12 protein-coding genes are annotated in these 14863 nt (G+C 72.1%); 5 read left to right on the top strand and 7 right to left on the bottom strand.

Annotation, left to right across the window (positions count from 1 at the left end):
- Window position 1: 1 nt before the first annotated feature.
- The 3 genes from OG331_RS32275 to OG331_RS32265 all read left to right on the top strand — a co-directional run bounded on the left by OG331_RS32275 (window position 2) and on the right by OG331_RS32265 (window position 4640).
- Window positions 2-1588 (top strand): protein phosphatase 2C domain-containing protein, encoded by a 1587-nt coding sequence (locus tag OG331_RS32275; RefSeq protein WP_406202704.1) that lies wholly within the window; start codon window positions 2-4, stop codon window positions 1586-1588.
- Window positions 1589-1684: 96 nt separating this feature from the next.
- Window positions 1685-3031, top strand: coding sequence for a vWA domain-containing protein (locus tag OG331_RS32270; protein WP_406202702.1), 1347 nt, complete (start codon window positions 1685-1687; stop codon window positions 3029-3031).
- A 103-nt stretch (window positions 3032-3134) separates the two neighbouring features.
- Complete coding sequence (locus OG331_RS32265; protein ID WP_406202700.1) at window positions 3135-4640, top strand: FHA domain-containing protein; 1506 nt, start codon at window positions 3135-3137, stop codon at window positions 4638-4640.
- A 102-nt stretch (window positions 4641-4742) separates the two neighbouring features.
- On the opposite strand, the gene OG331_RS32260 is transcribed toward OG331_RS32265, so the two are convergent.
- On the bottom strand, window positions 4743-5729 hold the full coding sequence (locus tag OG331_RS32260) for a methyltransferase domain-containing protein (protein ID WP_406202698.1): 987 nt from the start codon (window positions 5727-5729) through the stop codon (window positions 4743-4745).
- A gap of 142 nt (window positions 5730-5871) precedes the next feature.
- Between OG331_RS32260 and OG331_RS32255 the strand changes: the two genes are divergently transcribed.
- Window positions 5872-6276 carry a globin gene (locus tag OG331_RS32255; protein ID WP_328427595.1) on the top strand — a complete coding sequence of 135 codons (405 nt, stop codon included), beginning with the start codon at window positions 5872-5874 and terminating at the stop codon, window positions 6274-6276.
- Between the two features lie 8 nt (window positions 6277-6284).
- Here OG331_RS32255 and OG331_RS32250 read toward each other — a convergent pair whose 3' ends face one another.
- The 3 genes from OG331_RS32250 to ettA are packed head-to-tail and all read right to left on the bottom strand — an operon-like array spanning window position 6285 to window position 9049.
- Complete coding sequence (locus OG331_RS32250) at window positions 6285-6953, bottom strand: hypothetical protein (protein ID WP_406202696.1); 669 nt, start codon at window positions 6951-6953, stop codon at window positions 6285-6287.
- Window positions 6950-7378 carry an acyl-CoA thioesterase gene (locus tag OG331_RS32245; RefSeq protein WP_406202694.1) on the bottom strand — a complete coding sequence of 143 codons (429 nt, stop codon included), beginning with the start codon at window positions 7376-7378 and terminating at the stop codon, window positions 6950-6952. Before OG331_RS32245 ends, OG331_RS32250 begins: the two co-directional genes overlap by 4 nt.
- Window positions 7379-7384: 6 nt before the next feature.
- The gene (gene ettA, locus OG331_RS32240; protein WP_406202692.1) at window positions 7385-9049 is read right to left on the bottom strand and encodes an energy-dependent translational throttle protein EttA; all 1665 of its coding nucleotides are present in this window, start codon (window positions 9047-9049) and stop codon (window positions 7385-7387) included.
- A 354-nt stretch (window positions 9050-9403) separates the two neighbouring features.
- Between ettA and OG331_RS32235 the strand changes: the two genes are divergently transcribed.
- The gene (locus tag OG331_RS32235) at window positions 9404-9688 is read left to right on the top strand and encodes a hypothetical protein (RefSeq protein ID WP_406202690.1); all 285 of its coding nucleotides are present in this window, start codon (window positions 9404-9406) and stop codon (window positions 9686-9688) included.
- A 261-nt stretch (window positions 9689-9949) separates the two neighbouring features.
- Here OG331_RS32235 and OG331_RS32230 read toward each other — a convergent pair whose 3' ends face one another.
- The 3 genes from OG331_RS32230 to OG331_RS32220 form a co-directional block, all read right to left on the bottom strand.
- The gene (locus tag OG331_RS32230) at window positions 9950-11368 is read right to left on the bottom strand and encodes a Cys-Gln thioester bond-forming surface protein (protein ID WP_406202688.1); all 1419 of its coding nucleotides are present in this window, start codon (window positions 11366-11368) and stop codon (window positions 9950-9952) included.
- 261 nt (window positions 11369-11629) lie between these two features.
- Window positions 11630-12145 (bottom strand): single-stranded DNA-binding protein, encoded by a 516-nt coding sequence (locus OG331_RS32225; RefSeq protein WP_406202686.1) that lies wholly within the window; start codon window positions 12143-12145, stop codon window positions 11630-11632.
- A 269-nt stretch (window positions 12146-12414) separates the two neighbouring features.
- Window positions 12415-14532, bottom strand: a complete 2118-nt coding sequence (locus OG331_RS32220; protein ID WP_406210414.1) for a GTPase — start codon at window positions 14530-14532, stop codon at window positions 12415-12417.
- Window positions 14533-14863 lie beyond the last annotated feature (331 nt).

The following is a 14863-nucleotide window of genomic DNA, read 5'->3' as shown; positions in this document are numbered from 1 at the left end:
GATGTCGCAGATGCCCCAACTGTCCGCCTGCCCGAGCTGCGAATGGCCGCTCGAGTCGGGTGACCGTTTCTGCGGTGCGTGCGGATATGACCTGTCCGCCGTGCCCGTACGGCCGGACGACCATCCGACCATCGCCATGAACGGCTCGGTGCCGCCGCCTGCCACGGGCGCGCCCGGCGCGGACTGGCCCGTCGCCGCACCGGACGGCGCAGCCCCCGAGGCCGCCCATCTGCCGACGGACCTCCCCGGCACCGACTCCGGCGGCCGCGACCTGCCCCCGGGCACGCCGCCGCCCCCGCAGGTGCCGCCGGCGGCGACCGCTCCCGACGCCGCGCACGGCACACCGGGCGTCCCGGCGCCGGGCAACCACGGCGTCCCGGGCGCATCCCCGGCCCCCGGCCACCAGGCACCATCCGGTCACCCGACCGTTCCGGCCCCGGGCGGCCCCGCCGTGCCCAGCGGCCCGCAGACGCCCGCCGCCCCGGTCGGCCCCCCGCCCTCGCCGGGCTCCCCCGACGCCCCGGCCTCCGGCGTCCGTTTCGACCGCCCTCCGGGGCCCGACGAGTACGCCCCTGCGGAGTCCGACGGGTACGCCCGTCCCGAACCGGACGAGTACGCGCTGCAGGCGCCCGACCCGCGTGTGTCCCCCGCCGCGCCGACCCCGCCCGAGGGCACCAAGGTGTGCGTGGCGTGCCGCGCGGGCCGCGTCGACCACGACGGGTACTGCGAGAACTGCGGGCACGCCCAGCCGCGCGAGCGCGACCACATGGAGCAGGACGCCGGCCCCGTCGCCGCCGTCAGCGACCGCGGCCTGCGCCACCACCGCAACGAGGACGCGTTCGCCGTCGGCTGCACCGCGCTGCCCGACGGCCGGCCCGCGGTCCTGGCGATCGTCTGCGACGGCGTGTCCTCGGCGACCCGTCCCGACGACGCCTCGATGGCCGCGTCCCGGGCCGCGAGCGAGTCGCTGCTGGCCGCCCTGCCACGCGGCGCACACCCGCAGCAGGCCATGCACGACGCGATCATCGCCGCCTCCAACGCGGTCAACGCGCTCGCCAACGAGCCGGCCACGGCCCGCGAGCAAGCCCCGCACCAGAACGCGCCGGCCTGCACCTTCGTCGGCGCCATCGTCACCGCGGGCCTGCTGGTCGTCGGCTGGGTCGGCGACAGCCGCGCCTACTGGGTCCCGGTGGACCGCAGCACACCCCCGGCCCGCCTCACCGAGGACGACTCCTGGGCCGCGCAGATGGTCGCGGCGGGTCTGATGAACGAGGCCGAGGCGTACGCCGACGAGCGCGCCCACGCCATCACGGGCTGGCTCGGCGCGGACGCCTACGAACTGGAGCCGCACACCGCTTCCTTCAAGCCGGACCGGCCGGGTGTAGTGGTGGTGTGCACGGACGGCCTGTGGAACTACGCGGAGGCGGTCGACGACATGGCCGACGTCGTGCCTCTCGACGCCGCCGCGCGCCCGCTGCACAGCGCCCAGGTCCTCGTCGGACACGCGCTCGACGGCGGGGGCCACGACAACGTAACAGTGGCCGTCCTGCCGTTCCCGGCGCCGCCGATGGGGGCAGGATCGGCCTGAGGCCAACTGCGGGGACGGCCTCATCGGACCGGAGGGGACCGGTCCATCGACAGCCATGGCCCCACCACGGGGTTCTTTAGGGGGATTTGAGAACGTATGGCCAACTTCTCGAAATCAAATGTGCCGCAGTTCTCGGTGGACGTGTACCAGAACGAGTACCTCCCGGAGGCAGGTCGCGAGGTCAACGCGATCGTCACCGTGACCGCGACCGGCGGCGGCACCGTGGGCAGCGCGGTCGCCGCGCCCCACCTCTACTCGCCGGGGCAGGGCCCGTCCGCGGGTGTGGCGATCATGGTCGACTGCTCGGGCTCGATGGACTACCCGCCGACCAAGATGCGCAACGCCCGCGACGCCACGGCCGCCGCGATCGACACCCTGCGCGACGGCGTGCACTTCGCGGTGATCGACGGCACGCACGTGGCCAAGGAGGTCTACCCGGGCGACGGCAGTCTGGCGGTCGCCGACGCCACCACCCGCGACCAGGCCAAGCAGGCCCTGCGCAGGCTCAGCGCGGGCGGCGGCACGGCCATCGGCACCTGGCTGCGGCTCGCCGACCGCCTGCTGTCCTCGGACGACGTCGCCATCCGGCACGGCATCCTGCTCACCGACGGCCGCAACGAGCACGAGGCACCGGAGGAACTCAAGGCCGCCCTCGACGCCTGCGCCGGACGCTTCACCTGTGACGCCCGTGGCGTGGGCACCGACTGGGAAGTGAAAGAAGTCACAGCCATCGCCTCCGCGCTGCTCGGCAGCTCCGACATCGTCGCCGATCCGGCCGGTCTCGCCGCCGACTTCACGCAGATGATGGAGACCGCGATGGGCAAGGAGGTCGCGGACGTCGCCCTGCGGGTGTGGACGCCGGTGGGCACGACCATCAAGTTCGTCAAGCAAGTCGCGCCGACGGTCGAGGACTTGACCGACCGCCGCGCCGAGGCCGGCCCGCGCGCCGGCGACTACCCCACCGGCTCCTGGGGCGACGAGTCCCGTGACTACCACGTATGCGTCGAGGTGCCCGCCGCCGGCCTCGGCCGGGAGATGCTCGCCGCCCGGGTCTCCCTGGTCATCCCGCAGTCCGACGGCACCGCACAGAACTTGGGCGCGCAAGGTCTCGTACGGGCCGTATGGACCGACGACATGGTCGCCTCGACCTCGATCAACCCCCAGGTCGCCCACTACACCGGCCAGGCCGAACTGGCACAAGTCATCCAACAAGGTCTCGACCTTCGCAAGTCGGGCGATATCGATGGAGCAACGGCCAAACTGGGCCGTGCCGTTCAGCTCGCCGGCGCCTCCGGAAATGCCGATACGGCGAAACTCCTTGCGAAGGTGGTGGACGTGGTCGACGCCGCGGCGGGTACTGTGCGACTGAAGGCGAAGGTCGCGGAGGCCGACGAGATGACTCTCGAGACACGGTCCACAAAGACTGTTCGTGTAAAGAAGTGACCTAGCAGGACCCAGCAGGACCCTGAAAAGGATCGAGCCTGACCCCTTGGGGTTGGAGAAATCCGGTCGTGAGCGGCCGGAAAGGAGAGGGGGAAGCGCCGACATGCCGACCTGCCCGAACGGACACCAGTCGGGTTCCGACGACTGGTGCGAGGTCTGCGGTCACCGCATGGCCGGTGCCGTACCTCCGCCCCCTCCTCCACCGCCCCCGCCCGGTGGCGGCTACGGCTTCCCGCCGCCCGGCGGCCCTGCTCCCGGTGGTCCGTTCGGCGGCCCGAACGCCGGCCAGCCGGGCGGCCCCCCGCATCCTTCCGCCGTACCGGAGCCGGAGCTCTGCCCGCAGTGCCGTACGCCCCGTGAGGGCGGTGCGCCGTTCTGCGAGGAGTGCCGGTGGAACTTCCTGACCAACACGGCGACCTCGTACACCCCCGCAGCCCCGCGCCCCCCGGCGCCCGGCGGCCCGGGCCTGCCCTCGCACTTCCAGCAGCAGTCGGGGCCCCCGCCGTCGTTCGGCGGCGGTGACTCGTACGACTACCAGGGCTCGCGCCCGTCCCAGATGAACCGCCCGGCGGAGCCGATCCCGCCGTTCGGCGCGGAGCCTGCGGGACCGGGCGGACCTGGCGCCCCGGGTGGTCCCGGCGGACCTGGCCCCGGTGGCCAGGGCGGTCCCGGAGGCCCCGGTGGTCCCGGTGCCGGTGGCCCTGGCGGTCCCGGCGGTATGGGTGGCCCCGGTCCTGGTCAGGGTTACGGCGGCCCCGGCGGCTTCGGTCCCGGCCCCGGCGGCCCTGGTGCCACCAACCCCGGTCCCGGTGGCCCGGGCGGTCACGGTGGGCCCGGCGGCCCGGGCGGCAACGGCCCCTCCGTCTTCGGTGACCCCGGGCGGCAGGTTCCGCCGCCGCCCGGGCCCACGCCGCCCGGTGGTCCGGGCGCGACCAGCGGTGGTCCGCAGGCCTTCCAGCAGGCAAGCCCGTCCGCTCCCCCGGCCCCGCACGGGTTCCCGCAGGAGACGAACCGCCCGCCGCAGGGCGGCCCGTCCTTCGGCGGCGGTGACGACGACTGGGTGATCTCACCGCCCTCGTCGGGTCCCGGCGCTCCGGGTGGACCGGGCGCTCCCGGTGGCCCCCCTCAGGGCGGCTACGGCTACCCGCAGCCCGGCGCCACCCAGGCCCCGCCGCCCGGTCATGGCTACCCGCCGCAGCAACCGACGACCTGGCTGGCCACGATCGGCCCGGATCGCGACTACTTCATGGCGATGATGCAGCGCTCCGGCCCCGAGGCCGCGGGCCTGAACCTGCCTGCTTACTCGCCCGAGCAGCAGCGCACGCTCACCGGCAACCAGGTCACCATCGGCCGCCGCCGCCACTCCACCGGCGAATCCCCCGACATCGACCTGTCGGTGCCGCCGGAGGACCCGGGCGTCTCGCACCAGCACGCGGTCCTGGTCCAGCAGCCCGACGGCACCTGGGCGGTCGTCGACCAGAACTCGACGAACGGCACCACGGTGAACGGCTCCGAGGAGCCGATCCAGCCCTTCGTGCCGGTGCCGCTGCAGGACGGCGACCGGGTGCACGTGGGGGCGTGGACGACGATCACGGTCCGGCGCGGCTAGCCGGAACCCACGACCGGCCGGCTCCGGGCGCGGCTCGATCTTGGGACCGGGAGGGGCGGTCGTACGGCGGGAAAGTGCCGTACGACCGCCCCTCCCGGCGTTTCAGCCGGGCAGCGGCCAGGCGTACGGCCCCTCCGGGTCGTCCAGCCAGGCCCACTCGTGCTCGCCGCGCACGGTGATCCCGTACCGCTCCCGCTGCGGCTGCCCCTCGCGCTCCCACAGCGCGTAGGCCTCCTGTGGATCGAGGCTGCCGCGGGTCAGGGCCAGCAGGAAGCGGAACAGCTCGTCCTCCCGGGCCCGGCGCGGCAGCCCGGCCACGGGCGAGGACTCCGGCTCGGTCCGGATCCCGCCGCGCAGCGGCACGAAGTACGCGGGCGTGTGCAGGAAGCGCCCTTCGGCGTGCTCGGCGTCCTGGACGGTGAGGGCGAGCAGGCCGGTGGCGAGCGGGGTCAGGATGCGGGCGCCGGGGCGGCACTGGGCGAGCCAGGCGCGCGGGATCAACGGCAGGGCGCAGGTCGCGATGATGCGGTCGAAGGGGGCGCGCTCGGGCACGCCGCGCGCCCCGTCACCCGTGACGACGACGGGGTGGTATCCGGCCGCCGTCAGGTGCCGGCGGGCCGACTCGGTGATCTCCGGTTCCAGGTCGATGCTGGTGACGAGGTCGTCGTCGCCGAGCCGGCGCGCGAGCAGGGCGGCGTTGTAGCCCGTGCCCGCGCCGATCTCCAGGACGCTGTCGCCGTCCGTCACCTCCAGCGCGACGAGCATCATCGCCATCAGGGACGGCTGGCTGCTGGAGGAGAGCAGCTCGCCGTCGCGCAGCCGGGTGGCGAGGGGGGTGTCGGCGTACGCGCCGCGCATCCACCGCTCACGCGCGGCCGGCTCGGGGCTCTGGCCCCAGCGGCGTTCGTAGCCGCCGGCGACGCCGACGTAGTAGTACGGCACGAACAGATGCCGTGGCACGGCCGCGAAGACGTCCCGCCACCGCGGGTCCTCGCTCCATGCCCCGTCGGCCTCGATCGCGCGCACCAGCGCGGCCCGCGCCGAGGCGGCGAGGTCGTCCAGGTCATTGTCGAGAGCGTGCGCGCTCATACGTCCACTGTCCTGCGCGAGGCGCCGCGAGGCGAGCACTGCGCCGGACGATCCGGAACGCGTCACTCGGGGCGCCCTGCCCTTCACGACCGCCGGTCCTAAGCCTCAGGTCCTCCGTCTGCGCGTCTGAGACCATGGACGGGTGAATGAGATTCGGCGCGGCACGCTTCAGGAGCAGACCTTTTACGAGCAGGTCGGCGGGGAGGAGACCTTCCGCCGCCTCGTCCACCGTTTCTACCAGGGTGTCGCCGAGGACCCACTGCTCAAGCCCATGTACCCCGAGGAGGACCTGGGCCCGGCCGAGGAGCGCCTCACGCTGTTCCTGATCCAGTACTGGGGCGGCCCGACGACGTACAGCGAGAACCGCGGGCACCCTCGCCTGCGCATGCGCCACGCCCCGTTCACCGTCGACCGCGCGGCCCACGACGCGTGGCTGAAGCACATGCGGGACGCCGTGGACGAGCTCGGCCTCTCCGAGGAGCACGAGCGGACGCTGTGGAACTACCTGACGTACGCGGCGGCGTCGATGGTGAACACCGCGGGCTGAGCCGACTGTCAGCGGACGCTGACGTCCAGAGTGCCGAGTCCCGCACGCCGTACGGCGATCGACCCGTACGGCGTGCGCAGCCGCAGCCACGCACCGGACGAGAGCAGGGCCAGCTCCCTGGTGGCACGCAGGAATCCCAGCGACTGGGCCGCGTGCACGGCACGCACCGGCAGCTGGGTGTCCCCGACGGTCCGGGACCAGATCTCCCGCCCGACCCGGTCGAGTTCGGCCCGGGTGCGCTGCTCGGCCGCCAACTCCTGGGTACGCGACCGGAACTCCGCGACACCCGCACCGACCATCGCCCGCAGGGCATCGGGCGCGGGCAGCCCCGGCACCGCCCGCCATCCGCCGCGCGGCGGGAGCACGCCGGCCCACGGCGGCCCGGTCACGGCGCCCGGCACGACCGCGGTGGCCGCCGACTCGTCGACGGACTCCAGGAGTTCACCCGCGGACACGGTCACGTCCAGGGTGACGTCGAGTCCGTTCTCGTACGGTTTCGCGAGCCGTACCGCGCGAATCGCCAGCACCTCGAAGGACGGTGGCCGTCCGAAGACGGCGAGCGCGGTGCCGGCCGCCTGCAGGCGCACCGCGGCTCCACGGTCGTAGTGGAGCAGCCGGGAGAGGAAGGCCGCGAGATCCGCCGCCTCCCCCTCGTCGGCGAGATGGAGCACCGTCATGCGGCGACGGCCTCCTCCTCGTTGTCCTTGTCGGTCGCGTCGTCCGTGTACTCGCGGAGGAAATCCTTCTCCTCCGCGGTGAGCCGGCGCGGCCGTTCCGCCTCGAAGTCGAACGGCACGACCACGGTCGAGGCCCGGACATAGACCAGGTCGTCGTCCTTCACCTCGTAGGTGATGGTGAAGGACGCGGCCCTGATCTCACTGACCCACAGCTCTATGTCCACCGGGTGGTGCCGGTGGACGAGCTGCCGCTTGTAGTCGATCTCGTGACGCGCCACCACCGACCCCTGCTTGAAGTCCTTCTCCGGACGGAACAGGAAGTCGATGCGGGCTTCCTCCAGGTAACGGACGAAGACCGCGTTGTTGACGTGTCCGTACGCGTCCATGTCGGACCAGCGCAGGGGGCAACGGTAGATGTGGCGCAAGATCGATCAGCCCCGGGTCAGCTTCTTGTAGGTCGCGCGGTGCGGACGGGTGGCGTCCGCGCCGAGCCGCTCGACCTTGTTCTTCTCGTACGACTCGAAGTTGCCCTCGAACCAGAACCACTTGGACTCGCCCTCGTAGGCGAGGATGTGCGTGGCGACCCGGTCGAGGAACCAGCGGTCGTGGGAGACGACCACGGCCGCGCCCGGGAACTCCAGAAGTGCGTTCTCAAGACTCGACAGCGTCTCGACGTCCAGGTCGTTCGTCGGCTCGTCGAGGAGCAGCAGGTTGCCGCCCTGCTTGAGGGTGAGCGCGAGGTTGAGGCGGTTGCGCTCACCACCGGAGAGGACGCCGGCCGCCTTCTGCTGGTCGGGGCCCTTGAAGCCGAAGGCCGAGACGTACGCCCGCGAGGGCATCTCGACCTGGCCGACGTTGATGTAGTCGAGCTCGTCGGAGACCACGGCCCACAGGCTCTTCTTCGGGTCGATGTTCTCGCGGCTCTGGTCGACGTACGAGATCTTGACGGTCTCGCCGACCTTGATGCTGCCGGAGTCGGGCGTCTCCAGACCCTGGATCATCTTGAAGAGGGTGGTCTTGCCGGCGCCGTTGGGGCCGATGACACCGACGATCCCGTTACGCGGAAGCGTGAACGAAAGATCATCGATGAGAACCTTCTCGCCGAAGGCCTTGCTGAGGTTGTTGACCTCCACGACGATGCTGCCCAGACGCGGGCCCGGCGGGATCTGGATCTCCTCGAAGTCCAGCTTCCGCATCTTGTCGGCCTCGGCGGCCATCTCCTCGTAGCGAGCGAGGCGCGCCTTGGACTTGGCCTGACGCCCCTTGGCGTTGGACCGCACCCACTCCAGCTCTTCCTTGAGCCGCTTGGCGCGCTTGGCGTCCTTCTGGCCCTCGACCTTGAGGCGGGTCTGCTTGGTCTCCAGGTACTTGGAGTAGTTGCCCTCGTAGCCGTGGAGCCGACCGCGGTCGACCTCGCAGATCCAGCCGGCCACGTTGTCGAGGAAGTACCTGTCGTGGGTCACGGCCACGATGGTGCCCTCGTACTTGGCGAGGTGCTGCTCCAGCCAGTTCACGGACTCGGCGTCGAGATGGTTGGTGGGCTCGTCGAGCAGGAGCAGGTCAGGGGCTTCCAGCAGCAGCTTGCACAGCGCGACGCGGCGCTTCTCACCACCGGAGAGGTTGACGACGGGCCAGTCGCCGGCCGGGCACCCGAGCGCGTCCATGGCCTGCTCGAGCTGGGCGTCGAGGTCCCACGCGTTGGCGTGGTCGAGGTCCTCCTGGAGCTTGCCCATCTCTTCGAGAAGCGCGTCGGAGTAGTCGGTGGCCATGAGCTCGGCGATCTCGTTGAACCGGTCGAGCTTGCCCTTGACCTCGGCGACACCCTCCTGGACGTTCTCCAGGACGGTCTTCTCCTCGTTCAGCTTGGGCTCCTGCATCAGGATGCCCACGGTGTACCCGGGCGACAGGAACGCCTCACCGTTCGACGGCTGCTCCAGCCCCGCCATGATCTTCAGGATCGTCGACTTACCGGCGCCGTTCGGGCCGACGACGCCGATCTTCGCTCCGGGGAGGAAGTTCAGGGTGACGTCGTCGAGAATCACCTTGTCGCCGTGCGCCTTGCGCGCCTTGCGCATGGTGTAAATGAACTCAGCCAAGAGAAACCGTCCGGCAGCTTGAAATCAGGCAGTGGGCAGATACACCCCATCTTGCCGGATCGCCACCCCTCGGGGGAAACCCGTATCGCCGATGCCCCCTGACCTGGACTTTCGTTACCGAAGGCCACCGGCCGGGGTGCCGAGCAGCGCGGTCGAGCTGACAGAAGCTCAGCGGGAGGTGCCGGCGCCGCAGTTGCCGAGCCGTGGTGAGTTCGGGAGTCCGGCCGGGCGCACCCGGGTGCCGATATCGGCGCGCCGTCGGGACATATAGGAATTTTTCACATTAACCTCCCGTAACTGTACGGAGTCGATCTCTCACGGATCGCACCCACCACTCACTCCATCGGAGATGACATGCTCAACCTTCGCAAGGCTGCCGTCATGGCCGTCGCCATCGGCACCGTCGGACTCCTGGGCGCCGGCACCGCCACCGCCGACGGCCACGGCGGCAAGGGCGGGGACAAGGTCAGCGTCCTGCAGAGCTCGAACTGCAAGTCGCACGACCTGAACGTCGACGTCCTCGGCCAGGTCGGCATTCTCAACGGCGCGCTGGGCAACGCGCTCAACGGCGAGGGCGACACGGGCGCGCAGGCCACCCACATCGGTTCGACCATGGGCTGCGACAACAGCGCCTGGTAGACCCCAGTCCGAGACGAGGTCTTCTCGCCACGTCTCACAACGGGACGCCGGCGGGCGCGAATCGGTGCCCCATGGCGAGACCTACCGGTGGAGTACGGGCCGTGACAGACGGCCCATGGGTTGTTCCGCCGACGGCAGCGCACCCCCAGGCACCCCGTGAACCAGTCAGGGGCTTGATCCAGCGAAGTGGATCAAGCCCCTGATCTGGTGTTTTGTCGAAGTGTCCGGTCGGGCCGGCCCCCAGGCGCCGGCCGGCCTGCCTCAGTCCTGCGTCGGCAGCTGCTTTTTCCGAACGACGATCAGCGCCGCGCCGCCGATCACGACCAGGCCGATGGCGATGCCCGTGATCAGGGGGGTCATCGCGGAGCCGCCGGTCGCGGCGAGGTTGGTGTCGTCGGTCGCCGTGCCGACCGTGGCGGGGCTCGGCTCGGCGAGGGTCTGGGTCAGGGTGCCCGCCGCCTCGGCCTCACCCATCTGCGTCATGCAGTCCAGCACTCCGGTGAACCGCTTCTCGAAGCCGCCCGCCCCCTGGATGGTGAAGTCGTACGCCTGGTCCTCCTGCAGCGGAACCGTCACCGTCCGTGACTCGCCCGCCGCGATGCTGTGCTCGATCCCGAGCAGCTCGAACGTGAACGCCTCGGTGCCCTCGTTGGCGGCGGTGATGTCGACGCCGCCCTTGTCGCAGTTCTCCGCGGCGGACAGCGCGGGTATCGCACCGGTCTTCGCCCAGCTCGCGCTCGCCGTCGCCGAGACGGTCGACTCGCTGGAGCCGGCCAGGATCTGCGTCTGGCTGCGGCTCTCGGCGGCGAAGGCACGTCCCACCGGCACGGTGGTCGAGGCCTGCACGGTCAGCTCGGCCTGGCCGGCCGCCGCGTTCTCGGGGACCTCGAAGAACACCTGACCGCCGTCCGGCGCGGATGTGACGGCCCTGCCGTCCTTGTCCACGATCCGCACCCCGCTGGTGGCCGCGTCCGCCGGGGGCGTCAGCGTCACGCCGTCCGCGTCGGTGTGCACCGTCACCGGACCGAGCCGCTCACCGGGGTGGCCGGAGACCGCGGGCGGGTCGAGCCGCAGGGACGCCTCGGGCTCCGCCACGCCCCGCGCGCTCTTCTCCAGGTAGTCCGCGAGCTGCTCGGCCTGCGGGTCGAGGGCGTCGACGTCCGCACCGTCCGAGTAGCGCCAGATGGCCACCTGCGTACCGGCCGCCGCGTCCTGCTCGGTGAGGCCGCCCTTGACGCCGGCCCTGCCCGCGAGGGCGGCGAGATCGTTCACCTGCGGGTAGGAGTTCTGCAGGATCCAGCGGATCTTGCCCGCGTCCTTGTTGGCGCCCAGCGAGGTGCCGCTCCAGGGCGTCTCGTGATACCTGGCGTCGCGCTGCGTGGGGTTGTGGATGTCGACGCAGTACGTCTGCAGCATGCCGCCGCCGTCGACGGACATCTCGAACAGACCGGCCGAGATCTCCTGGTCACCGGAGTCGGCGTGGACGACAGCGCCGCCGTAGGTCTTGAGGCCACCTATGGTCGCGGTCGCCCCGCCCTGGCTCCAGGCTGCCCCGTCGGCCGCGGCTGTGCCGGCACCGGCAACCACCGAGGCGGCGACGAGCCCGGACACCAGGGTCGAGGCGGCCAGCCGAGCCGCCCCGCGCCCGCGCGCCGACAGCGCAGAGAACGCAGCAAACACAGAATTCCCCTTCGAGCAGGACCCGTTGACGTGGGGGGCACGGTCCCACCAGCAGAAGCTTCAAGCCCCGAGAGCTATGTCCGGCATCCTAGGTACGCCGCGCACCACGCTTCCCTGCGATCCCGTCGGCGGGCCGATCCGACTCGGAATCGTTATCGCCAAGATCCCCCGCGAGCAGGGCTTATCGACAAATCCACCGGGTCGTTCGGAACGCATTCGCCGATAAGCCGCACTTCGGTCAGCCTCTGGAGGTGACTGACGTCACGTCACCGCCACTGGTTCCTCGGCCTGTTGGGAGTCCACGTCGGCGGGTGGTGTCTCCCACTCCGGCTCGGGCTCGGACGGCGCGGATGCGGATGCGGATGTGGATGCGGATACAGATACGGAGCCGGCGGCTGAGGTCGTGGCTCCCGCCTCCGGCCTGAGGGCGCGCCGGAAGGCCGACGTGCCGCGCGCCAGGTCGTGGCCGATCGCCGTCGCGTCGATGTCGGCCGAGGTCCAGCTCTGCCCCTCGCGTACGTCCGAGCGCACCTTCAGCCGGCCCTGCACCACGACGGGATCGCCTACATTCAGCGACCCCGCGGCGTTCGTGGCGAGCTGGCGATTGGCCCACACCGTGAAGAAATTGGTGTGCCCGTCGGTCCACTCGTTCTTCCCGCGGTCCAGGTAGCGCGAGGTCACCGCCAGCCGGAAGCGCGCGGACGGTCCCGTCGTCAGCTCCCGGTACACCGGCTGTGTCGCCACGTTGCCCACTGCGCAGATGATCGTCTCGTTCATCTCGATCCCTCCCCTCGCCCGGCCTCTCCCGCCGGGCGGACACGCGTACGGGCCCGTCCCGTACGGCTGCGTCCGACCGTCCTTCGCGATCGCCGCGAAGCCAGACTGCCTCCGTCGGGCCGAGCCCGCTGAGCCCTGTGGATCACCATGTGCCTGTGGACAACTCCGCCACCCGAACGGGTGATCGCCGCACCCACGAGCCCCAGTTCCGGCGGGCCCGCGGGGCCGAGGGGCCGCCCGGCCCCCCTCCACAGCCGTCGCCGCTCAGGTCACCTCCCCGCGGACCCCACCCCCATCACGCGCCCGTACTGCTCCCGGACCTCCCGGTACCGCAGCAGCTCCGAGGCCACCGGATCCAGTACCCGGGCCCGCCCGCACCCGGCCGCCGCCTCCCGCAACCGCCGTTCCGCCTCCAGGCCGTACCGCCGCGCCGGCCCCCGGGCCGCCATCCGGCAGCCCCACTCGACGAACGGGCCGCCGACGATTCCGGCCGTCATCAGCAGCACCGGCACGCCCAGGTTGGGCGCCATCACCCCGACGATCTGTCCCACCAGCCAGAGCCCGCCGATGACCTGAAGGATCGTCATGGACGCCTGCACCAGGACGGCCGCCGGCCACCAGCCCGGCCGCGGCGGCCGCCCGGGCGGCAGTCCCGCACGCGCGGCCAGCTCGTCCAGCGCCTCGGGCAGCCCCTGAGCGCCCCGTACGGCCGACTCGCGCACCGCCTGCGCCCACGGTGTGGGCAGCCCGGCCGACGCCCGGTCGGCGACCGTACGCACCGCCTGTTCGACGCGCTGCCGCGCGGTGGCCTCCTCGTCCGTCTGCGTCCGCACGGACAGACGTCCCGTCGTGGGCTCGCCCCGGTCCTGGTACCAGCGCCACAGCCGCAGCCAGGGCGTCCCGCACGCGCGGTTGGCGTTGCGCAGCCATGCCCGTTCGGCGGCCTCGCCCGCGGCGGTGGCGCCGATCGCGTCCGCGAGGCGCGCGGAGAACTCGTCGCGCGCCTCCTCGCTGAGTCCGGTCCGCCGCCGCGCGGCGTACACGGGCCGCAGCCGCCACCCGGCGGCGTCCACGTCGGCCGAGATCCGGCGTGCGGCCGACCCGCGTTCCGCCACGAACTGGCCGAGCGCCTCACGCAGTTCGCCGACGCCCTCGCCGGTGAGAGCGGACAGCGCAAGCACGATGGCGCCCGGTTCGCCGTGCTCGCCCAGGGCGATGCCGTCCTCGTCGAGCAGCCGCCGCAGGTCGTCGAGGACCTGGTCGGTGGCCTCCCCGGGCAGCCGGTCGACCTGGTTGAGGACGACGAACATGATCTCGGCGTGTCCCGCCATGGGCCGCAGATAGCGCTCGTGCAGGACCGCGTCGGCGTACTTCTCGGGGTCGACCACCCAGATGACCGCGTCGACGAGCCCCAGGACGCGGTCGACCTGCTCGCGGTGCTGCACGGCGGCCGAGTCGTGGTCGGGCAGATCGACCAGGACGAGCCCGCGCAGCTGCCCGTCCGCGGCCGCGTTCTGCGCGGGACGCCGCCGCAGCCGCGGTGGGATGCCGAGCCGCTCGATGAGGCCGACCGCGCCGTCGCTCCAGCTGCAGGCGAGGGGCGAGGCGGTCGTCGGCCGCCGTACGCCCGTCTCCGAGATGGTCACCCCGGCGAGCGCGTTGAAGAGCTGCGACTTGCCGCTGCCCGTGGCGCCCGCGATGGCGACGACGGTGTGCTGGCCCGAGAGCCTGCGCCGCGCCGCCGCCTCGTCCAGCACCCGGCCCGCCTCGGAGAGCGTCTTGTTGTCGAGCCGGGTGCGCGAGAGCCCGACCAGTTCGCGCAGCGCGTCGAGCCGGGACCGCAATGCCCCGTCGTACGCGAGCGGCGTCACGACCTGCGCCCCGGAGGCACGGGGTTCCACAGCTGCGGGTTGTTCCGGAGCAGTGCTCTCATTCACCCGCCTTGCGATCAGCCCGTCGTCCCAGGGGGTCGCGGAGTCCGTACCGGAGGAGTCCACCCGAGAGGCGGAATCCGTACGAGGGGCGGGATCCGTACGCGCGGGAGAGGCCGTACGGGACGGGGGCTCCGTACGGGACGACGAGGACTCCGCACGTGCCGAGGAATCCGTACGTGCCGAGGAATCCGTACGTCGGGAGGTACCGCCGCTCTTACGGCCGCCCGGGTCGGAGGCACCGCCACGCGCGGGCGCGGCACCGGCCCTGCGGCCCCCCGCGTCACGGCTCCCCTCACGCGCGGGCGCGGCACCGCCCTCACGGGCGCCGGAGTCCGGGGCATCCTCACGCGCGGGCGTGCCGCTCTCCTTACGGCCGCCGGAATCGGCGGCGCCCCCACGCGCGTGCGCGTCAACGTCCTTACGCCCCCCGGGCTCGGGGACACTCACCCGCATCTGTGCCTCACCATCCTCACGGCCGGCGGAGTCGAGGGCCCCCTCGCGCGCGGGCGTGTCACTGTCCGTCAGGTCCTCCACGCGCGCGTGACCGTCGTCCGCCCGGCCGTCCCACTTAGCGAGCTTCCTCCAGAGCATGCTTCGGTTCTCCGGCTCCTCGACGGCTGCGGGACCCTCGCCCTCGCCGGGCGCTCCCGCCACCTGATCGCCCTCCGCGGGGAGGCCGTTCCCGGAAGCGCCCTCCAGAGGGACGTTCGCAGGGGTGCTGTTCTCGCGCACGGCGTGCCCCGTGGCGCCGTCCTCCTGCTGATCGGCGTGTTCCGTGTGGTCC

This window comes from Streptomyces sp. NBC_01017 (assembly GCF_045162795.1).
Classification (GTDB): Bacteria; Actinomycetota; Actinomycetes; order Streptomycetales; family Streptomycetaceae; genus Streptomyces; species Streptomyces machairae.
Note: the sequence above shows the minus strand (reverse complement) of the source record. Positions and strands in the feature narration are given on the sequence as shown.